Genomic DNA, 20290 nt, shown 5'->3' on the forward strand with positions numbered 1-20290 from the left:
TATATTGATGTTACTTTAACACATTTTACACCAAAATCAAGCTAAACCATACTTTTTATTGAAAGTTCATTCCAAAGTCCGAGATTATGATACACTGTGTTTAATATTTTAGGTATTTGCTTATTATACGGATAGTATCAATCAAGTCGACACCATTGGGAAGGAAGTGCTCCAATGACTGAAAAAGAAAAAATGATCAATGAATTACCTTATTATCCAAGCGATGCGACACTCGTACATGACCGTCAACAAGCGGCATCAGCTCGTAACACTTACAATGCGATGACCGACATCGCACAACGCGAGCAGTACTTGACGCGCATGTTAGGTCACGTACAACAGCATTGTTACATTGAGCCACCGTTCTATTTCGACTACGGTTACAATATTCATTTAGGCGACAATGTTTATGTGAATACGCACAATACATGGCTTGATATTGCACCTATTTTTATCGGCAATAACGTCAAAATCGGGCCAAACGTGCAACTGATTACTGTCAATCATCCTCTTGATCCTGCAGAGCGCCGTATAGGGATTGAGCAAGGACAAAAAATTACTATTGAAGATGATGTATGGATCGGTGCAGGTGCGCTCATCCTACCCGGCGTCACAGTGCATCAGGGCGCTACCGTTGCCGCTGGGAGTGTCGTGACACGTGATGTGCCTACATATACTGTTGTCGCGGGTAATCCTGCAAAAGTGATACGTCAACTGGACGATACACTTTAGGACTTAAGTCTATAGTTCAGTCGCAATAAACCCGTTATAATGGAAGATAAGTTTTGCGAAAGGATTGACATCTATGCACGGATATTCGTGGATTACTTCACCTATCCCTATTTCATTCATTTTACTTCTATGTATCACTGGCCTCTACCTCGTAAGCCGCCATTATGCATACCGTCCTATTTTTTCATTATTAGACATTGCACTGAATTATATTCCAGTCTTAACGCATGAATTTGGCCATGTGCTATTTAATCGCTTATCAGGTGGGCGTATACGAGATTTTGTCGTTGTCGCAACGAGACGTGAACGTAACGCAACAGGTCAACAAGGTTATGCTGTCACCGCTAGTAGAAGCCGTTCAGGCCATATCATCACAACATTGGGCGGTTATCTCATGTCGCCTATCATGTTTATTTTAGGTTTGTATATCCAAAGTAAGGGACAAGGCGCATTGTTTATTATGCTGTATATTCTTGTTTTCATTTACTTTACATGGAAAACTTCAAGAAAAGGTGTTCCGTTACTCATCATTGCCTTTTTAATACTGATTGGCTATTTAGGTATACAGTCTGAAAACTTAACGAACTACTCATTGATTTATATGTTTGTTTACCATTTCATACTTGGGACACTGTTAGGCGAAATTATTCAGTCGACGATTACGATTGTGCAACTGACATTCGCACGCCCTCAGCCTGAATGGGATGGCACAGCATTAAAAATGTTGACGAAACTGCCAACTGTTTTCTTTTCAATCTTATGGATCATCGTGAATTTTTTAGCCATTTATTACTTTATTCAACATGTACTTCTCTAGTTATTGATGAATCTTAAGTCCATGAGTAGGATAGGGGCTGGGACATAAAAATTTTTGGTTATCTGAAATTAATATATTTTAATCTAATTCTCCTCATTGATAACCATTTTGAATTTCACAATTGCCGTCATGAGCTCACGTTCCTAGGGGACTTGCCTCAACTCAATTCGGCTTAATTGAAAGGTACACTAGATGGAAGCCGAATTGGGTTTTGGGCGCAGTACAGAAATCTCATGTGTAACATCGTGGTACTGCCTGCCCCTCGCAAGGCTGACTAGACTTCTCAAAAGCATGCGTATTTAGAAGTTAGACAGCTACTGCGATAAACAGTAATCACTATCAAAGTGATTAGACGTGATATTGTTTTTTACTTTTCCCTCAGGAGTCTCGCACATTTGAGCAATTGAATATCAAAGACCGAAATTTCAATGAGCAACTTCTCGACAAATAGTAACAAGAAAAACTGGGAAAACGTATTTGTTTCCCAGCTTTATTGACTTCATATGAATGACAACGATGATGTGCTTTATTCTGCTTCTATTAAATATATCTTTTCAGTATAGCAACGCATGCTTTCAATTTTCTTCTGTAAAAATGTATGCCACTGTTCCTGATCTGCTGGATTGATATTTTTCAATAAATGGAGCGGAACTTGTAAATTCAAACAACGCCCTGCAATGTTAAAACGCGTGACGCCCGCTGGTACAGTTTGACCTCTTTGCACAACAGCTTCAATTTCACCAATTTGAAGGGGCTGATATTTCATTAATATATCATTGCTGTCGAGACACAAACAGGCGCTATGCGGAACACGTTCAACGTTGCAATTGGCACTGTAACTGTTCACAACCTTTTTCCAAACATCAAGTTTATCTGCCGTTAAATCTGCTGCATATAAATAATGTTCCGTCTGTTGATCACACATCGTAATAAAAGGTGTTTCATCACGGACTTCTGTCGTCCACGGTAATAGTTCCTCATCCGTTAGCCCCTCGCACCAAGCGCCATTAGGGATTTTATGGTACCAGCTACCAATGGAATACTGTGTGCGCTGAATCACTTGTACCGGAATAACTTCACAGCCTAACGCTTTCAAACTCATAAATCGGTGCACACCATCAATGACCATATAGCGACCAAATAATGTTTTAACGACGAGCACAGGATGACGTAAATGCTGTTCTTTAGCAATGCTCTCTTTCGTTTTTTCTAATCGACTCGGTTCAAATGCTTCGTGGAGGTCAATCTTGTCGACTGGAATGAGTTGCAATGTGTCGTAAATCTGTTTCATGATTCTCCCTCCTTTTCACGTGACCAATATACAAATTGTGGATGAGGATGGCTCAAAAAGTCGTGATGTGAAATCGACCAACCATACGCACCGGCATACGTGAAAATGATCGCATCACCTGTAGACAGCGCCGGTATATCCACCGCTTTAGCAAACACATCTTTAGGCGTACACAATTGACCGACGAGCGTAACTGCCTGTTGTTCAATCATTCTTGGTGCGACTTTATTTGCCTGTTCAGACAGAGGTAATATTTCAAATGGATGATTATGTTGCCATGAGGCAGGAAGCCTGAAATGTTGTGTGCCCCCTTTTAAAATGGCAAACCATGCGCCATGCACACGTTTAATATCCAATACTTCGGTCACGTAATAGCCGATATGTGCCACCATGTAGCGACCACATTCAAAGTTTAAGGTCATATTTTGTAACCCTTCTTCTTTAATCAAAGCGGCCAGTTCTGTCGTGAAATACGTCCAGTCAAATTGTTCATTTAAGTCAGCGTAATTCACACCAATGCCGCCACCTACGTTCAGATGTTGCAATGTAAAGCCATGTTGTGCTGCCCATGCTTTTGCCTTTTGGAAATACAACGTCATCACTTGTAAATGCAAGGCAGCATCTAAGTTGTTAGAAATCGAATGAAAGTGAAAGCCTTCTAATTGAATACGTGGCATATTTTGCGTTGCTGCAATGACAGTGTCGACTTCTGTTTCATCAATACCAAATTGTGTCGGTTGTCCTGCCATATGTAATGTCGCAGCTGGAAAAGGTCCGGCTAAATTCACTCTAAGCAGGATAGACATGGTCGCATTTTCTTGTTCAAGCAATTCGTTTAAACGCTCTAATTCATATAAACTTTCAACATGAATGCGTCGAATCCCTTGTTGAATCGCGTATTGTAAAGATTCGTCAGTCTTTCCAGGTCCACCAAAGATAACATGTGCTGCTGTCGTATGTGCCAAAGCCTTTGCAATTTCACCTTCTGACGCGACTTCGAAGCCAGCGACATGCGGCTGAATCGCGGCTAAAATCTCAGACTCACTGTTCGCTTTCATCGCATAATACATTTCACAATTGTCAGGCAGCTGTGATGTCACGGTTTCGAGATGTTGTCGTAGCGCGTCCATATCATAAATAAAATGGCAGAGTGGGTCTTGTTGTTTGAGCTGTTTAACTAATGTATGAATCGCCGTCATGTCCCGTCACCTCTTTCAACTGTGCTAAATTGTGTTTTAAATGACGATACAGTTTCCCTCGGTCATCGCCCATGAGAAAACATTGGACGCCTTGTTGTTGCCATCGTTGAACTTGTTGGTCATCTCGCGGTAAAGCACAAAACTGTTTACCTGCAGTTGTCGTTGTCGTGTATACATGCTGAAGCGCTTGTTGAACTTGATCATGGCTCGTTTCCCAAGGGATGCCGAGCGATTGTGATAAGTCAGCCGCACCTTCAATGACCATATCCAAACCTTCTACTTGTACAATTTCATCAATCGCGCGGACCCCTTGCATATTTTCTATCATTGCGATGACACATATCGATGCGTTCGCTTCAGCCATTGCTTCTTTTAAAGGAATCTCGCCAAATCGTGCGACGCGTCCGCCATTCAAACTGCGCATACCTTCTGGATAATAACGACTTAACTTCACAATCCGTTCTGCTGTTTCGCGGTCATTCACATGTGGGACAACAATCCCTTTTGCACCCATGTCCAACACTTTAATGATGTCGCGTTCAATTGCAGCTGTAACGCGGACAATCGGAATAATATTGGATGTCTCCGCAGCACGAATCATATGTGCTAACGTTTCGTCGTTGATTGAGACATGTTCTGTATCAATAACGACAAAATCATAGCCACTTGCAGCAATGATTTCGATGACGAGTGGATCCGGAATCGAATTCATCAATCCATACTGTACTTTTCCTTCTGCTAAGTTACGTTTCAGTGACAATGGTTTCATGCTTCAGACCTCCTCAATGGATTGCGTACTTCGTGAAGACGTAATGCCACATCTTCGCGTAAACGGCGTGTCGTCAGTTTTTCCACTTGAATGGTCGGTACGAATAAATCAAAGTGACGATAATTCTCAAGGTCTGGGAATTGATGTTGATACTGTTCAATGACTGTGCGTACCATTTCCCACTGTTCTGACGCTTTTATCTCATATTGATGTGCAACAAAGTCAATGATTTCTGCAATATTAATAAAGAAAAAGGCGTCATGTAAAAAATCACGGACGAGATCTACATCTTCTGTTTCGATAAATGAGTTTTGGTTCACTTTACGATGCGCTTCAGGTGTGTCACGTAATTGCGGGTTTTGGGCACTCTCACTTAACAAGATCGGATTAAAGCGAACCCCGTCATGGAAGTCTTTCAATGCAATACGTGTCGGCCAACCCTCTTCATGAATCAACATCATATTTTGCGCGTGTGACTCAAACGCAATGCCATGGTAATACAACATATGGATCATCGGCGTCACTGCGACACTTAAAAATTGTGCCATCCACTCTTCTGCACCATATTTGGACAGCCATGCATCAATGAGTGGTCGGTTGTCAGCGTCCACTGAATATAAAGCATTAAATGGAATAGCTGACTCATGCGATGCTAAATAATGATGAATATTTTCTCGCCAAATGACACCGAGTGCACCGTAAATACGTTGTTGTTTCACCTCGGACAAGGTCGGATTGTGATATGCATGGCCTAACACTTCACCTAGAAATACTGTCTTTAAATCTTGTTGTAAATACGTATCTTTTGACTGAATACGTTTTAACCAATCCGTAATTTGTGCCGCATTTTCAATCGTGTGCGGGGCTAACACACGTTTCGTTGATGTATTCGTAATACTTATCGGTGTTTTCAAATAATATTTGTTACGATCGGTCGGTGTGAGTGTTCGAATAGACTGTTGCGGCACATACATTTCGTCACTTGTTCCGAGCCATAACATCTCTCCATGCATCCATGCTTCCGCAAATTCCACTTGAATGATATGTTCAAACTGCCACGGGTGTACCGGGATGAGCACCATCGTTTCAAGTGAATGCCCATGTTGTTGGAGTGTCTTTTCAAATGCTGCCAACGTCTCTGCACCGAGCTGGCGTTGAAGCAATGCAACTGTATCGACACTCGTGGATACCGTCGTCTCCACATAATCAGGTGCAATCGCAATCCACTGCAGTTGAAATGACGGTCGGAAATCCGGACCATAGCGGGCATTGTCGTCCAATGTAAAACCGAGACGTGATTTATAACTCGGGTGATACATATGGCCTTCTATGGCATACGCTTCATAATCATCAAATGTCGTTAATGGCATAGATGATTGCTGTGCACGATAACGTTGCGCTTGCGTATCTTTAAGTTCGGTTTGTAACAATTCGACGATAAAGTCTTCTAGTTTTTGTTCATCTTTATCAAATGTAAAACGAACCTCTCGTAACAGTTGCACATAGTCGAGAGTAACCGCTTCTTCCTCACCTGCAATACGCCAAACTGGAGAGATGAGCCTGAGTCGTTCAAAACTCTCGGACTGTTGCAGTTGCACACGATACGTCGCGGCTTCACCCTCAATATCGTACGTATCACACCCGTCATCATCGAGCGGTGTCTGTTCATAACGCACCACGTCTTCATATATGAGTGACGTTACCAACTGTTCCATGATACGTTGCCTCACTTGTTCAATCAGATGTTTCATAAATACTGTCCTCCTCCTGACTTATCGGGTTAGGAATTTTAATATAAATCGGGTCTTCACCACGTTCTTGTAATTTACTCATCAAATTCGCCTTCGCAGCAAATGTCGGATTATAACGTAAATCTTCCAAACATTGCATTAATACATCATGACCTTGTACACGTTCTTGCCACGTTTCCAATGTACGATTGACTGTTTGCCATAACATCTCTTCATCACCCGTTGCTTTTCCTAACGTAGAAACGAGATGGCCCAAATGGTTCACAATGACATAATATTTAAAACGGTGCCATGCTTCATGATGCGTATACACAACTGGACTGTCTGCACTCATTTGATGCGGAATCATCCCTTGTGCTGTGGCAATACGTTCAGAAACACAAATGCCTTCTAAATCGCGCACATAACAAATCGCTGGACGTCCATCTTTTAGCGCAATAAGTGTATTTTGGACGTGTGCTTCGAGACTAATCCCAGTGTGTGCAAATAATTCCAACATCGGCCAAATGACTTGATTTAAATACAATGTCAGCCAATCTTCACGAGATAATCCACTACGCAACCAAGCTTGACCTAATTTTGACGTCGGCTCATCTGGCATCGTTTCAAATAAGCTTGCTAAGACGTGAATTTCTTCTAATGATTCGTACTGTTCAATCCCTTCACGCACAATCATCGCACTATTGGCTAAAATATCTGTCGCAACATCATTGTCTATTTGTAATGCGCGGTAGCCTTGTTCAAACATTAGTTTAAATGTTGCCGTTTCATATTCTGGCTTAATCGCTGCTACAATTTCTGCCGCATCCAACGTTCTTTCAATTTGTTCGAAGTCATTTGTTCTCACAAAATTCGTTATTTTAACTTGAACCGGCAACTTCAAATAAATATTCAACGCTTTTACGAATACTGTTCGCACAGATGACGTCGGATAAACGACATGGCCACGTTGTCCCAAGTCTTGAATCGTGCCATTTGCAATATGTTGCTGAATCGTCGGCTGTTGTTTGAGCACTTCAATTTGATAAGGATGAACTGGCAATAAACGATATGTTGCGGTATATTCATCTTCCTCGATTTGTGCAAGTTGACGCAAAGTTTCATCAACACGTGCTTCGTAATTAGGAACATAACGTTCGACTAATAAAGCTGGATCCACCGCTAAGTAGTGCAATTGGAACGCAACATGACATTCAGGTGCATACTGTTCGATATCTTCATCAGTAAAACCTGTAGCACTTTTCGGCGTCGGATGAAAAGGATGGCCAAGATAAAGTGATTGTTCTGATGCGATATAATGATTCTGATGGGGTGGTGCATGACGTCTTGCTTGATCGAGATAACGTGTTGTTCGTGAGATACTGTTACGTATATCTTGATAAACCGCTTCTACTATCGTTGTCTCAGTCGGCGAAGTTTCATCGTACGCAATCGCTTCAAGTAAATATCGAATCGTCTCAAGTGGTGTCAGTTGCGACACATGGCCGATGCTTTCTAAGTAAACGACTGAATCATACATGTGATGACCCATCGATGAGACATAGCGCAACTTTCCACGTAACGTCAAATCATCTTTTAAAGCCACTTGCCACTGAGATGACCCTTCTCTTTTCGGACTACAGCCTTTTTCTCTAAAATAAATATTGAGTAGTCGTTCTAATGCAGCATGTTCCGCGCATTTGTTCATCTTAAAGTTTTGCACGTTGCTCTTTAACCTCCCAAAAACCCGTCAATATTGGGTTAATTTTTTGATTTTTAATATGTGACGTCCATAATAGCGTGCTACTGAATGCGAAAATAACGCCCATTAGGATAAATGTTGTCGTCGGTGCGGTATAACTCGTCACCATTGCACCACTCAAACTACCGACGATTTGCCCGACCACTAAGAAACTATTCGTTGAGCCTACAAATGTCGCTTTCAGTTGGTGATGACTCGCATTCACAACGACAAACATGACACTTTGAATGAGCGCACTATAAGTTAAACCTTGTAACACACGTGCGATACCCAACATCCACAAGTCTGTCGCCACACCTTGCCAAAGTACACTCATACCACATAAAATACTCGCAATAATATATACATTTTTGACATAAGCTTTATCATTGAAGTAACCCCAAAAAGGCGCACTCATCATCGAAGCCGTCCAAAACGCTGACTGTAAAATCCCGACTGCCGCACGATCATCAATGTGAACATGATTGACGGTGCTCACTAATGGGGCCAAAGCAGTCATCATGCCATACATCGCAAAATTCGCTAATACGCCGACGATAATGAAACGACAAGTCAGTTGGGTACACAACAAACATTTCATCGATTGTCGAACACTTTTCTTAACTAGTGGCTGTTCTGTATTCGCGTACGTATGTGTTGTTTCAATTAAGAAAAAGACACCCAGAATACTCATCAACAAAGTGATAAGACCTATCAAGAATAAGAGCGCTTGAAAACCGAGCACCGTCGCGAGCACACCGCCGATCAGTGGACCCACGAGAGAGCCGGCACTCACAGCACTTTGTAATTTACCGAGTACCGCACCACGCTCAGATTCCGGGGCTTCACCACTTGCAAATGCACTCGAAGCTTCGACGACACCGCCAAATAAACCTTGCAATAAGCGTACGAGAACAAATTGAAACGGTGTCGTACAAAAAGCCATTAATAAGAGACATAGCCCTAAGCCGAACAATGCACGCAAAACCATCCATTTTCGGCTCAGTCGGTCACCGAGCTTTCCCCATAATGGAGAAGCTAACATCGTTGTAATCGCAGGCGCCGCAATGGCAATCCCACTCCACAACTGAATTTCAAAAACGGTCAACTGTTTCAAAGACGCCATATAGATTGGAAGTAATGGAACTAAAACGGTCAGCCCCGCTATGGCCATAAACTGACCGAGCCATAGCGTTCTGAAATTACGTCGCCACGTTTGTTCTATGGTCATCTGTCCCTTTCATTGGATTTGGTACACGACCAATACTCGATGGCATACTTCCACCACCGTCACCACGCTGATGTAACAATGGCAGTAAAATGCGTTTGAATGGCCATGTTTCGTGCGTAAAAATAATGCGTTCCACTTTTTCGGACGTCCCCGGCAACCAATCTACTGTGTCGATGTGACGTTGCGTCGCTTGTCTCAACTGTGTCATCAATTCCGTTTCAGATACTTTAAATACATCGACTAAAGCATCGACAATCGCATACAAATTGACACTCACTGCTAACGTTTGAAAATAAGCAAAAAATGTTTCGATATCTTCATTCAATAGTGTGTTCGGCGTATCTTTTCTCACCGCATAATTCGGCAGTTCAAAACCTTGCGCTGTTAACCACTCAGGGAAAATGCGGACGGTATCATGATCACGCAATACAAATTCAGTCACACGCCCTTCTCGAAAAACAACTAACACATTTTGACCGTGCAGTTCAGGCAACACACCGTATTTCATCAATGAGAGTGTCATCTTTAAAAATGCATCGCTCATTTGCTCAAATAATGCAGTGATTTGTTCGGTCGTTGGATTGTCAGTCTCTAAAATGCGTTTATAGAGTGTCGGTTCATGTGCCGCGAGTGCCGCCATCGAAGTGAGGATTTGTGCATCTTTTACTGACTCAGGGTAATGACGTAACTGCATGGTGAGGTGTCCCGATTGATCTTGAAAAGTATCTTGTGCTTCATTCATGTATGACCACCACACCGTTTCGTCACACAACTTCACACGACCGTTCAATGACGTATCTTGGGCGATAATGTCACGCAATAACGCTTCTCCGGCTTCTCCATTTTTCATGTAACGTGTCGGCGTCAGTCTCAGCGCACCCAGTGATTGCATTGAAAACGGCACTTTCAGATGCGTGAATGGCGCGTCTATTGGTATCAATGTTCGCATAGATGAAGAAGAGAGATATTGTCCCATCGTCACATCAAGCAAGACGACGATATCTTGTTTGATCTCTGCACTAAATTGAATCGGTAAGACATGTTCATATTGCCAAGGATGTACCGGAAAAATGATATAGTCCGCGGTGTCATAACCTTTCTCAATCAGTGCTTGTTGACATCGAGACAAAGTGTCACCCCAAAACTGCGCGTACTGTTCGTCTGTCACGCCTTTACCTTTTATTAAGTGTGACTTTTGAATCGCAACGGTCTGAATAGCTAATGGTTGATGATATTCCGCTTGATACAGTGCATAATCTTTTGCTGACAACCCTCTTTTTTCTTTTGCGACTGGATGAAAAGGTCTGTCTTTCAAACTGGCAAGCTGTTCTGACAAGACGAATGGATGTTCTGAAGCTTTAAACCCATCATATTGTGCTGTTAACTCGGTCACAGCTGTCTCCAATCCCTCTGCAAAGCGCGCATGTGCCCACTCAGTCGCTAAATCTGCATTCATTGTGACAAATAATTCCCACAATTCATGCACTGTCAAAGGCATACACGTTTTACTTTCAATGTGAAACACTGCCTCTCCATTGAAGCGATACACATTCAGACCACTAAAATAAACCGGAATGAGCAACACAATCCCCTTTTTCTCATAACGTAAATACGCCTGTTGCTGTATCATTAATCGTTCACTCGTCGATGCAATGCCACCTAAATCTTCAAATAATAACGCATCCACAAGGTCTTGTAATATGTATTGTTGTGCACGCGTTACATTGTGTTCGTGTTCGCTTACCATATATGCCACTCCTAATAAAGACTTAATGTTGTGCCTATATTTTCAGCTTGCGCACGTTGATAAATGAAGTACGCACTCGCAATGTCTTCAATCGCCATGCCCATTGGATTCAACAAAATAATCTCATCGTCATGTTCACGTCCGACCTTCTCACCTGTCACAAGTTGTCCGAGTTCAGCGTGCAACTGCTCTCGACTAAATAGGCCGTCTTGAACAAGTTGATGTATCGTTTTCTTTTCGCGATTACTTTGTGACCAATCATCTACAACGACTTTATCTGCTTTAATGAACACTTCTTTATGCACATCCATAATCGAAATGTTGCTTACAAATGCGCCTTGACGTAACCAGTCGTATTCGATGTACGGTTGATCCGTCACTGTACATGGAATAACGACATCACCATTTTCAACTGCTTCACGTGCAGATTGGGCTTGAACCCATGTGATATCTGGTCTTTGTGCGGACCATTTTTCAATCATTTTTTGTGATGCTGCTTCAAATTGATCATATAAATAAACATTTTGTATATGATTGAACTGTTCAAGCATCGTTTGGAGCTGTTTATCACCAATCAAGCCGCAACCGATAATCGTTAAGTTTTCAAAACCTGGTCGCGCCAAGTGACGTGCCGCAATCGCTGAAACGGCTGCTGTACGCATACTACTGATTAAACTTGCTTCCATTACAGCAATCGGGTAATTCGTTTCTGGATCATTTAAAATAATGACGGCACTGGCACGTTCAATTTGACGTTTTGAAGGGTTGTCGTGTTTACTACCAATCCACTTAATTCCTGACACTGAATGATTACCACCGATATGACTTGGCATCGCAATAATGCGGTCGGCGATATGACCATTTTCAGCATCTTGACGTAAATAAGGTTTCAACGGTTGGACGAAATCTTGATTCGCATGTGCGGTTAATGCTTCTGTTAATGCATCGACATAAATTTGTGACTGTGCTCCTCCTGCTTGTTCAATGTCCGTACGATTTAAATACAATAATGGATGTTTCATATTAATAAGTCTCACTTTCTTGTTTATTTTTTAATTGCTCGAACCACTTTTCTGAATACACTAAATCTAAATAGCGATCGCCTCTATCCGGCAAAATCGTCACAATGGTGGCACCAGGCTCAACTTTTTGTGTAAGTTGTTGAATGGCACTGATAATCGCACCTGTCGAACCACCTGCAAAAATCCCTTCTTGATCCACTAATTGATGACACCCTAATGCAGACTGATAATCGTCAATATGTATCACGTCATCAATTTCAGCCGCATTCAAGATTTCTGGCACACGACTGGCACCAATACCAGGCAATTCACGATCACATGGCGTATCACCAAAAATAATCGACCCTTTCGCATCCACGGCTACAATTTGCGCATTCGGATGATGCTCTTTAATTTTGCGGCTCATTCCCATAATGCTACCTGTCGTACTTACGGGAGCAACGAAATAGTCAATCGGCTCTTTCACTGCTTCGACAATTTCTGTACCGGCACCGTGGTAATGCGCCTGCCAATTTAAATCATTCGCATATTGATTAATCCAATACGCATTTTCTGTTTCTTCTAACAATGTTTTTACACGCTGAATACGTGTCATCAAATAGCCACCATGTTCATCTGGTTCATCGACCATTTCGATATTGGCACCGTAACTTTCAATCATTTTCAAATTCGTCGGTGAAATTTTAGGATCGACCACACATGTCAGCTTTAATCCTTTAATTTTTGCAATCATCGCTAATGCAATGCCGAGATTGCCTGATGTACTTTCTATTAAATGCGTCGACGCGTTGATTTCTCCAGTCGCTAACCCACGCTCTATAATAAATTGGGCTGGACGATCCTTCATACTGCCACCCGGATTCATATATTCCAATTTCGCTAAAATACGATGTTCAGGAAATAACCGTTGCAGTTGTACGATAGGCGTCTGGCCAATACAAGATAATAACGAATCATATGTTGCTTCATTTTTAACCAAAAACGACGACCTCCTTGTATCGAATTGAGATTAAACGATTATTATTGAGAATGATTCTCATTATCGTTTATGGTGGCATTATATTGATATTCAATTTATAAGTCAAACATTTATAACTTTTGTTAAAAAGATAAAATTATTATTGACTTATGGTTTGAAATTCGACATACTTTAATTGATAATGATTCTCATTATTTTTGAAAATACCGATGATACATAGGAGGAAATTTAGTCTCATGAATAAACTTTTACAGCTACTCGTTTTACCTTTAGTCTTATTACTTGTCTTATCTGCGTGTGGCAATTCAAGTAACAAAGAAGAGTCAGGAAAGAAAGCAGATACAACAACAATTAAACACACAATGGGAACGACTGAAATCAAAGGCGAACCTAAACGTGTTGTAACTTTATATCAAGGCGCAACGGATGTCGCAGTTTCATTAGGTGTTAAACCAGTGGGCGCAGTAGAATCTTGGACACAAGCACCACAATTTGAATACCTTAGAGATGATTTGAAAGACACGAAAAATGTCGGTCAAGAACCTACGCCGAACTTAGAAGAAATCTCAAAATTAAAACCTGATCTCATCGTTGCTTCTAAAGTGAGAAACGAAAAAGTGTATGATCAATTGTCAAAAATCGCACCAACGATTACGACAGATACAGTTTATAAATTTAAAGATACAACTGAAATGATGGGGAAAGCTTTAGGGAAAGAAAGAGAAGCACAATCATTACTTAAAAAATATGACGATAAAGTCAAAACATTCCAAAAAGATGCTAAAGCAAAATACGGCGATGCATGGCCTATTTCAGCTTCTGTTGTGAACTTCCGTGCTGACCAAACACGTATTTATGCAGGTGGTTATGCTGGAGATATTTTACAAGATTTAGGATTCAAACGTCCTGAGGCACAACAAAAAGAAGTGGATAAAGGGAAAGACATTATTCAATTGACTTCAAAAGAAAGTATTCCGTTGATGGATGCTGATCAAATCTTCATTTTCAAATCAGATCCTAAAGCCGCAGATGCCGACCTTGTACAAAAAACAGAACAAGAATGGACATCCAGCACAGAATGGAAAAACTTAGACGCTGTGAAAAAAGGACATGTCGTTGATGGTGTAGACGAAATCACTTGGAACTTAGCAGGTGGTTACCAATCTTCACTTAAATTGATTGACGATTTATACGAAAAACTCGATATTAAAAAGCAATAACATAAGGAGTTACATTATGTCGCTTAAACCGATACACCACTTATTTATCGCAAGTGTATGTCTTGTCATTGTATCGTTTTTAAGCCTAATGATTGGAAACACGCTTGTATCACTGCCTCAGTTGATACAGGCGTTGTTCCACTTTGACGGCCAAAACGATATCCATACGCTTGTGACAGGTTCACGTGCTTCGCGAACAATCATCGCTCTACTTACAGGTGCCGCCCTCGCAGTTGCAGGTCTATTCATGCAAGTGCTCACTCGGAATGCGGTCGCTTCACCTGGACTGTTCGGTGTCAATGCAGGTGCCGTCTTTTTTATCGTCACGGGCGTCACATTGATTCGTGTTCATTCATTTGAAGCACTCGTCGTGATGGCTTTTGTAGGGGCTATTCTCGTCACGATACTTGTCGTCGCATTAGGCATGTTTAAACAAGCACGTTTTTCACCTCAACGCGTCATCCTTGCCGGCGCATCAATTTCAATGCTGTTCACCGCCTTTACACAAGGCATTTTAATTATGAACGAAACGAATCTCCAAGGCTTATTGTTTTGGCTGAGTGGTTCTGTATCATTGCGGAATATTTGGGACATACCGTGGATGATGGCGATCATACTTTTGTTTCTCATTGTTGCATTTTTCATGGCGCCACATCTCAATATTTTGATGACAAGCGATGAGATTGCGACAGGGTTAGGTCAAAATGTAAAGCGCATCAAATGGGTCATTGTGTTCGTGATTAGTGTGCTCGCAGGAAGTTCCGTCGCACTTGCCGGTTCGATTGTATTTGTCGGACTCATCATTCCAAATATCGCCAAACTCATACTGCCCCCTCGCTATCAGTTATTGGTTCCATACACTGCATTGCTCGGGTCTTGTTTAATGATCAGTGCGGATATTTTTGCGCGATTAATCATTCGACCGCTAGAGTTACCCGTGGGCATTATTACAGGTATTTTGGGCGCTTTAGTGTTGATTTATCTTATGAAAAAGGGGATTTACCGTGTATGAAAAATGAGCGCTATACTAAAGACAACATACATCTATGCATCGGCCTCGTGAGTCTCGTCATCGTAGGCTTTTTAAGCATGATGTTCGGATCAGACGTCATTCGTTTTACAGATTTGATCGCATATTTTATAAATCCGAGTGCAAGTGCTTATCAATTTACGTTAGAAGTTTTACGTCTTCCCCGCATTACACTTGCCATTCTTGCAGGGACAGCGCTCGGTCTTAGTGGACTCCTATTACAAAATGTCCTGAAAAACCCTATTGCTTCCCCTGATATTATTGGAGTCACAGGAGGCGCGAGTTTAAGTGCTGTGCTATTTATCACATGGTTTAGTTATTTAAGCATTCACCTTCTCCCACTATTCGCCATTACGGGAGGAACGATCGCAATGTTCATCTTAATGTCATTTCAAAAGAACCATCAAATTCGTCCCTCGACCCTTATCATTATTGGCATCGCATTACAAACAGTGCTCATGGGTATCACACAAGGTCTATTACTTACAACCAAACAACTCTCTGCCTCTAAAGCGTATACGTGGCTCGTTGGGAGTTTATACGGCGCTTCTTTTCAAGACAGTCTCATCTTATGTGGTGCACTCCTCTTGATGACACCTCTATTATGGGTCATCATACCACGCATGAAAATTGCTGCTTTACATGAATCTGTCGCAACAGGACTCGGCCTACATATTCAACAAACACGGCTGTTACAAATTATCGTTGCGACATTACTCGTATCCGTCGCTATTAGTTTTGTAGGGAATATTGGCTTTATCGGGTTGATTGCACCCCATATCGCTAAAACACTGATTCGAACAAGTACAGTCAAACAATTCATCATGACGGCTTGTATCGGTGCTATTTCGTTAATGGTGGCTGATTTAATCGGTCGCACACTCTTTTTACCGAAAGAAGTCCCAGCCGGTGTATTCATCGCAGCATTTGGCGCCCCCTTCTTTATCTATTTATTACTCACCGTCAAAAAACTATAGACGTCGCGGTATAACAAAAACGGTTGTAGATGAGAAATCCCCTTCTCTCCTACAACCGCTTTTTATGTGATTTGTTCTTTTTTCGACTTCGATACTGTTTGATGTAGCCATATAGAAGCACAATGATGATGATAAAAAATTCTATATTCACATAAGTCGACAACATTTCATGATGAATCAGTCTATTTTCTAAAAGCTTAAACAATAGGACAATCATTAAAAGCACGATAAAAACTTTTTATTGTATATGCTTTCATTTCTTTTAACTCACTTCCTACCTTCTCTCCCACAAAAGAAAATGGCGTGTGATTGAGTTGAAAATGCAAATCATATCTAGCTTTTCTCATTTCCGCACTTTCAAGAATAGACATCACCACACCCAGATTGCAAGAACCGGGCAAGACTCCTGAGGCAAGGCTCTGGGAAGCGCAGACCGGTTCAGCAATCTACAGCAGCGTCCCACTCTAATTCACGTACAATGAAATGCTTAACAACACCAAATCACTCTGCAATTTCTCCAAAAATCACTTCTGCATTCTGATAACTCAACACAATCTTCTCGCCCTCATTTTCTAGCTCCAACAAGCGATTAATATCATCTTTCTCAATCACTTTAACTGTATCACCAATCGATAGTGCCTTACTCGATAAGAACACCAACAATTCCGAACGATCTCTAACACGACGAATCGTCACGACATCGCCTTCTTCAAAAGAGAGGAGCGGTATCTTGTATATTTCTTCAAAATGATTATCACGCGGTATCACACCGCCATGAGGACACGTTTTGGGATATTTTAGAAGCTCATCTAATCGTTCGACAAAGAGTTTCGACACTCGATGTTCTAATACTTCCGCTTCTACGTGTACTTCTTCCCAAGTATAGTTCAATACTTCAATGAGAAACAGTTCAATGAGGCGATGGCGTTTAATCACATCTAACGTATATGACAAGCCAAGCTCGGACAATTTGACACCTTTATATGGCTTCGTCATCACATAGCCTTCCTTTTCCAATCGACCGACCATTTCACTGACGGATGGTGGCTTGATGTTTAAAAAGCGAGACAATGTTTTGTTCGAAACATACGTATCTATACCATCATGACTTAAAATCGCTTTAAGATAGTCTTCTTTTTCCTCAGTTAACATATGTTCACCTCTCTCCAATATTCACTTCATTGTACCACGAAACGAATTCATATTGACAATTTTCAATTTATCATATAAATTTATTAGGGTATCCTAATATTTAGTGAAGGTGGTGTTAATTATGCTGTCTATAGAAAACTTAAACTTGCACCTTGGTCAAAAGCACATCCTTAAAAACATATCTTTAAATTTACCTTTTAATGGCGAAATGATAGGCATTATGGGACCGAATGGGAGCGGAAAATCATCCCTCATCAAATCAATCATTGGGGAATTGCCTGCGAAAGGGAAAGTCACACTGAATCAACAGCCAGCGCAACAACAATTGACGAATATTACATATATTCCACAAAAATCTGTACTGGATCTGGACTTTCCAATTAATGTACAAGATTTAGTTTTAACAGGTTGCTATCAAGAAATTGGTTGGTTTCGACGTGTTCCTAAAGCAATTCGAGAAAAAAGGGATGCACTTTTAAAAGAACTCGAACTTTATGAATTACGCAAACGACAACTTCATGCATTGAGTGGCGGACAATTACAACGTGTCTTTATTGCACGCGCACTGATGTCTGATAGTCTCGTCTACCTTCTAGATGAGCCGTTTGTCGGTATCGATTTCAAAAGTGAGCGGATTATTTTTGAGAAGTTGCAACACTTAAAACAACAAGGGAAACTGATTTTAATTGTACACCATGACCTTTCAACAGCAGGACAATATTTTGATCGCATTCTTCTTCTGAATCAATCTATCGCATTTTTGGGAGACAGCGTTGAAGCATTACAGCCTGAAAATATCGAATCTGTATTTTTAAGTCGTTACCATCAAGCCAAAGAAGATACACCTATGCACAGAAAGGAGTCGGCACAACATGTCGTTCGTTCAACACCTCTTTGAGTATCAGTTTTTATCACGTGCGATGTTAACAGCCATCTTAGTCGGCATCGTTTGCGGTGTCGTCGGTTGTCTCATTATTTTAAGAGGATTATCGCTGATGGGAGATGCGATGAGTCACGCGGTCCTACCTGGTGTGGCACTCTCATTTTTAATGAATATTCCGATGTTTATCGGCGCAATGATTACGGGGATGTTAAGCAGCATTATGATTGGATATATTTCTGATGCTTCAAAAACGAAAAAAGATGCTGCTATTGGGATTACTTTCACTACTTTTTTAGCACTAGGGATTGTACTCATTAGTGTGATTCATTCAGCCACTGATTTATATCACATTCTTTTTGGTAACATTCTCGCGATTACCCAATCTGCGTTTCATACTACATTCGCTGTCAGCACGGTCGTTCTCGCATTGATTTTAATACTATACAGACCGCTCAAAATGTCGACGTTTGATCCGATTTTTAGTCGTATGAGTGGCTTAAACACGACATTGATTCATTATTTTGTCATGTTATTACTCGCACTTGTCATTGTCGCAAGTGTGCAAACAGTCGGTGTCATTTTAGTGGTGGCTTTACTCATCACACCCGCTTCAACAGCGTTTTTATTTACTAAAAAATTGTCCACGATGATGATTGTCTCTAGTATATTTAGCGTCATCAGTTCAACGTTGGGTATTTATATGAGTTTTAAAATGAATTTACCAAGTGGTGCCGTCATCGTGCTCATTTCAGCTGTGTTATATGGCCTTACTTTCGGCATCATTAAACTAAAAAATTTATTACAAAAAGGAGCATTTCAAACATCATGATGAAACGAATTTTCGCCTTAGTGATTCTCTCTGTGTTACTCGCTGCCTGTGGTATCAACAAAGGAAACGAATCCGAGCATAAATTAAAAATCGTCACTACGAACTCTATTCTTTACGACATGACTAAAAATATTACAGGAGATGACGCAGAAATTCATTCCATCGTCCCTGTTGGTCAAGACCCTCACGAATACGAAATTAAACCGAAAGACGTTCAAGCGTTAACTGACGCTGATGTCATTATTTACAATGGTTTCAACCTTGAAAGTGGTAACGGTTGGTTTGAGAAAGCATTGAAACAAGCAAACAAATCGATTAAAGATGATACAGTCATTCAAGCTTCTAAAAATGTAAAACCGATTTACTTAAAGCAAGGTGAAAAATCAGAACATAATATCGACCCACATGCTTGGCTCAGCTTAGGAAATGGAATTGAGTATGTTAAAACGATTAAAGCAGCTCTTGAAAATGTAGATAAAGCACATGCTAAAGACTACGACAAACAAGGTTCTGAATACTTAACAAAACTTGAAAAATTAAATAAAGAAAGTAAAGATAAGTTCAATGATATTCCGAAAGAAAAACGTGTCATGATTACAAGTGAAGGTGCGTTTAAGTATTTCGCTCAACAATTTGATGTGAAACCAGGTTACATTTGGGAGATTAATACAGAAAACCAAGGTACACCTGAACAAATGAAGCAAGCTGTTGATTTTGTTAAGAAGAATCATATTAAAAACTTATTACTTGAAACAAGTGTGAGCGATAAGAGTATGAAGAGTCTTGGTGAAGAAACAGGTGCTAAGATTTACGGTACTGTTTATACGGATTCGATTGGTAAAGAAGGTAGCGATGGAGATTCGTATTATAAAATGATGGAATCGAATATTAAGACGATTCATGAAAGCATGCAGTAATTTTTAGAATTCTAAAGATTGCTT

General features: G+C 40.9%; 19 protein-coding genes. 8 read left to right on the forward strand and 11 right to left on the reverse strand.

Annotation, left to right across the window (positions count from 1 at the left end):
* The first annotated feature begins 174 nt into the window (after nucleotides 1–174).
* Both GZH82_RS11600 and GZH82_RS11605 read left to right on the forward strand, forming a co-directional pair.
* Nucleotides 175–732, forward strand: a complete 558-nt coding sequence (locus GZH82_RS11600) for a sugar O-acetyltransferase (protein ID WP_162682616.1) — start codon at nucleotides 175–177, stop codon at nucleotides 730–732.
* Nucleotides 733–805: 73 nt separating this feature from the next.
* On the forward strand, nucleotides 806–1549 hold the full coding sequence (locus GZH82_RS11605) for a M50 family metallopeptidase (RefSeq protein ID WP_162682617.1): 744 nt from the start codon (nucleotides 806–808) through the stop codon (nucleotides 1547–1549).
* Nucleotides 1550–2075: 526 nt separating this feature from the next.
* Here GZH82_RS11605 and sbnI read toward each other — a convergent pair.
* The 9 genes from sbnI to sbnA are packed head-to-tail and all read right to left on the reverse strand — an operon-like array spanning nucleotide 2076 to nucleotide 13258.
* A complete protein-coding gene (gene sbnI, locus GZH82_RS11610; RefSeq protein ID WP_162682618.1) occupies nucleotides 2076–2840 on the reverse strand; it encodes a bifunctional transcriptional regulator/O-phospho-L-serine synthase SbnI in 765 nt (254 codons plus the stop codon).
* Complete coding sequence (locus tag GZH82_RS11615) at nucleotides 2837–4039, reverse strand: type III PLP-dependent enzyme (protein ID WP_162682619.1); 1203 nt, start codon at nucleotides 4037–4039, stop codon at nucleotides 2837–2839. Before GZH82_RS11615 ends, sbnI begins: the two co-directional genes overlap by 4 nt.
* Nucleotides 4014–4808 (reverse strand): HpcH/HpaI aldolase family protein, encoded by a 795-nt coding sequence (locus GZH82_RS11620; RefSeq protein WP_162682620.1) that lies wholly within the window; start codon nucleotides 4806–4808, stop codon nucleotides 4014–4016. Before GZH82_RS11620 ends, GZH82_RS11615 begins: the two co-directional genes overlap by 26 nt.
* Nucleotides 4805–6559, reverse strand: a complete 1755-nt coding sequence (sbnF, locus tag GZH82_RS11625) for a staphyloferrin B biosynthesis protein SbnF (RefSeq protein WP_162682621.1) — start codon at nucleotides 6557–6559, stop codon at nucleotides 4805–4807. The genes GZH82_RS11620 and sbnF overlap by 4 nt, the downstream gene beginning before the upstream one ends.
* On the reverse strand, nucleotides 6543–8246 hold the full coding sequence (locus tag GZH82_RS11630; protein ID WP_457853122.1) for an IucA/IucC family protein: 1704 nt from the start codon (nucleotides 8244–8246) through the stop codon (nucleotides 6543–6545). Before GZH82_RS11630 ends, sbnF begins: the two co-directional genes overlap by 17 nt.
* Nucleotide 8247: 1 nt before the next feature.
* Nucleotides 8248–9510 carry an MFS transporter gene (locus tag GZH82_RS11635; protein ID WP_162682623.1) on the reverse strand — a complete coding sequence of 421 codons (1263 nt, stop codon included), beginning with the start codon at nucleotides 9508–9510 and terminating at the stop codon, nucleotides 8248–8250.
* Nucleotides 9482–11257 (reverse strand): staphyloferrin B biosynthesis protein SbnC, encoded by a 1776-nt coding sequence (gene sbnC, locus GZH82_RS11640; protein WP_162682624.1) that lies wholly within the window; start codon nucleotides 11255–11257, stop codon nucleotides 9482–9484. Before sbnC ends, GZH82_RS11635 begins: the two co-directional genes overlap by 29 nt.
* An 11-nt stretch (nucleotides 11258–11268) precedes the next feature.
* Nucleotides 11269–12279 (reverse strand): 2,3-diaminopropionate biosynthesis protein SbnB, encoded by a 1011-nt coding sequence (sbnB, locus tag GZH82_RS11645; protein ID WP_162682625.1) that lies wholly within the window; start codon nucleotides 12277–12279, stop codon nucleotides 11269–11271.
* 1 nt (nucleotide 12280) lies between these two features.
* Nucleotides 12281–13258, reverse strand: coding sequence for a 2,3-diaminopropionate biosynthesis protein SbnA (gene sbnA, locus GZH82_RS11650; protein WP_162682626.1), 978 nt, complete (start codon nucleotides 13256–13258; stop codon nucleotides 12281–12283).
* A gap of 236 nt (nucleotides 13259–13494) precedes the next feature.
* Here sbnA and GZH82_RS11655 point away from each other — a divergent pair, with 236 nt between their 5' ends.
* The 3 genes from GZH82_RS11655 to GZH82_RS11665 are packed head-to-tail and all read left to right on the forward strand — an operon-like array spanning nucleotide 13495 to nucleotide 16485.
* The gene (locus tag GZH82_RS11655; protein WP_162682627.1) at nucleotides 13495–14478 is read left to right on the forward strand and encodes an ABC transporter substrate-binding protein; all 984 of its coding nucleotides are present in this window, start codon (nucleotides 13495–13497) and stop codon (nucleotides 14476–14478) included.
* A 16-nt stretch (nucleotides 14479–14494) separates the two neighbouring features.
* A complete protein-coding gene (locus GZH82_RS11660; RefSeq protein WP_162682628.1) occupies nucleotides 14495–15490 on the forward strand; it encodes a FecCD family ABC transporter permease in 996 nt (331 codons plus the stop codon).
* Nucleotides 15487–16485, forward strand: a complete 999-nt coding sequence (locus GZH82_RS11665; RefSeq protein ID WP_162682629.1) for a FecCD family ABC transporter permease — start codon at nucleotides 15487–15489, stop codon at nucleotides 16483–16485. Before GZH82_RS11660 ends, GZH82_RS11665 begins: the two co-directional genes overlap by 4 nt.
* A 197-nt stretch (nucleotides 16486–16682) precedes the next feature.
* Here the strand turns inward: GZH82_RS11665 and GZH82_RS11670 are convergent, their stop codons facing one another.
* Together GZH82_RS11670 and GZH82_RS11675 are read right to left on the reverse strand one after the other, a co-directional pair.
* Nucleotides 16683–16832 (reverse strand): hypothetical protein, encoded by a 150-nt coding sequence (locus GZH82_RS11670; protein WP_162682630.1) that lies wholly within the window; start codon nucleotides 16830–16832, stop codon nucleotides 16683–16685.
* A gap of 154 nt (nucleotides 16833–16986) precedes the next feature.
* Nucleotides 16987–17637: a metal-dependent transcriptional regulator gene (locus tag GZH82_RS11675; RefSeq protein WP_162682631.1), complete on the reverse strand. Its 651-nt coding sequence runs from the start codon at nucleotides 17635–17637 to the stop codon at nucleotides 16987–16989.
* Nucleotides 17638–17758: 121 nt separating this feature from the next.
* Between GZH82_RS11675 and GZH82_RS11680 the strand changes: the two genes are divergently transcribed.
* The 3 genes from GZH82_RS11680 to mntC are packed head-to-tail and all read left to right on the forward strand — an operon-like array spanning nucleotide 17759 to nucleotide 20266.
* The gene (locus GZH82_RS11680) at nucleotides 17759–18535 is read left to right on the forward strand and encodes a metal ABC transporter ATP-binding protein (protein ID WP_162682632.1); all 777 of its coding nucleotides are present in this window, start codon (nucleotides 17759–17761) and stop codon (nucleotides 18533–18535) included.
* Nucleotides 18510–19349: a metal ABC transporter permease gene (locus GZH82_RS11685; RefSeq protein WP_162682633.1), complete on the forward strand. Its 840-nt coding sequence runs from the start codon at nucleotides 18510–18512 to the stop codon at nucleotides 19347–19349. Before GZH82_RS11680 ends, GZH82_RS11685 begins: the two co-directional genes overlap by 26 nt.
* Complete coding sequence (mntC, locus tag GZH82_RS11690; protein WP_162682634.1) at nucleotides 19346–20266, forward strand: manganese ABC transporter substrate-binding lipoprotein MntC; 921 nt, start codon at nucleotides 19346–19348, stop codon at nucleotides 20264–20266. The genes GZH82_RS11685 and mntC overlap by 4 nt, the downstream gene beginning before the upstream one ends.
* Nucleotides 20267–20290: the final 24 nt, after the last annotated feature.

The organism is Staphylococcus sp. MI 10-1553, assembly GCF_010365305.1.
In the GTDB taxonomy this organism is placed as follows: domain Bacteria; phylum Bacillota; class Bacilli; order Staphylococcales; family Staphylococcaceae; genus Staphylococcus.

Coding starts and splice junctions, on each gene's coding strand:
- GZH82_RS11600 (WP_162682616.1), top strand. CDS start 175: ATGACTGAAAAAGAAAAAATGATCAATGAATTACCTTATTATCCAAGC.
- GZH82_RS11635 (WP_162682623.1), bottom strand. CDS start 9,510: ATGACCATAGAACAAACGTGGCGACGTAATTTCAGAACGCTATGGCTC.
- sbnF (WP_162682621.1), bottom strand. CDS start 6,559: ATGAAACATCTGATTGAACAAGTGAGGCAACGTATCATGGAACAGTTG.
- mntC (WP_162682634.1), top strand. CDS start 19,346: ATGATGAAACGAATTTTCGCCTTAGTGATTCTCTCTGTGTTACTCGCT.
- GZH82_RS11675 (WP_162682631.1), bottom strand. CDS start 17,637: ATGTTAACTGAGGAAAAAGAAGACTATCTTAAAGCGATTTTAAGTCAT.
- GZH82_RS11670 (WP_162682630.1), bottom strand. CDS start 16,832: ATGAGAAAAGCTAGATATGATTTGCATTTTCAACTCAATCACACGCCA.
- GZH82_RS11620 (WP_162682620.1), bottom strand. CDS start 4,808: ATGAAACCATTGTCACTGAAACGTAACTTAGCAGAAGGAAAAGTACAG.
- GZH82_RS11665 (WP_162682629.1), top strand. CDS start 15,487: ATGAAAAATGAGCGCTATACTAAAGACAACATACATCTATGCATCGGC.
- sbnC (WP_162682624.1), bottom strand. CDS start 11,257: ATGGTAAGCGAACACGAACACAATGTAACGCGTGCACAACAATACATA.
- sbnB (WP_162682625.1), bottom strand. CDS start 12,279: ATGAAACATCCATTATTGTATTTAAATCGTACGGACATTGAACAAGCA.
- GZH82_RS11655 (WP_162682627.1), top strand. CDS start 13,495: ATGAATAAACTTTTACAGCTACTCGTTTTACCTTTAGTCTTATTACTT.
- GZH82_RS11660 (WP_162682628.1), top strand. CDS start 14,495: ATGTCGCTTAAACCGATACACCACTTATTTATCGCAAGTGTATGTCTT.
- GZH82_RS11680 (WP_162682632.1), top strand. CDS start 17,759: ATGCTGTCTATAGAAAACTTAAACTTGCACCTTGGTCAAAAGCACATC.
- GZH82_RS11615 (WP_162682619.1), bottom strand. CDS start 4,039: ATGACGGCGATTCATACATTAGTTAAACAGCTCAAACAACAAGACCCA.
- GZH82_RS11605 (WP_162682617.1), top strand. CDS start 806: ATGCACGGATATTCGTGGATTACTTCACCTATCCCTATTTCATTCATT.
- sbnI (WP_162682618.1), bottom strand. CDS start 2,840: ATGAAACAGATTTACGACACATTGCAACTCATTCCAGTCGACAAGATT.
- GZH82_RS11630 (WP_457853122.1), bottom strand. CDS start 8,246: ATGAACAAATGCGCGGAACATGCTGCATTAGAACGACTACTCAATATT.
- GZH82_RS11685 (WP_162682633.1), top strand. CDS start 18,510: ATGTCGTTCGTTCAACACCTCTTTGAGTATCAGTTTTTATCACGTGCG.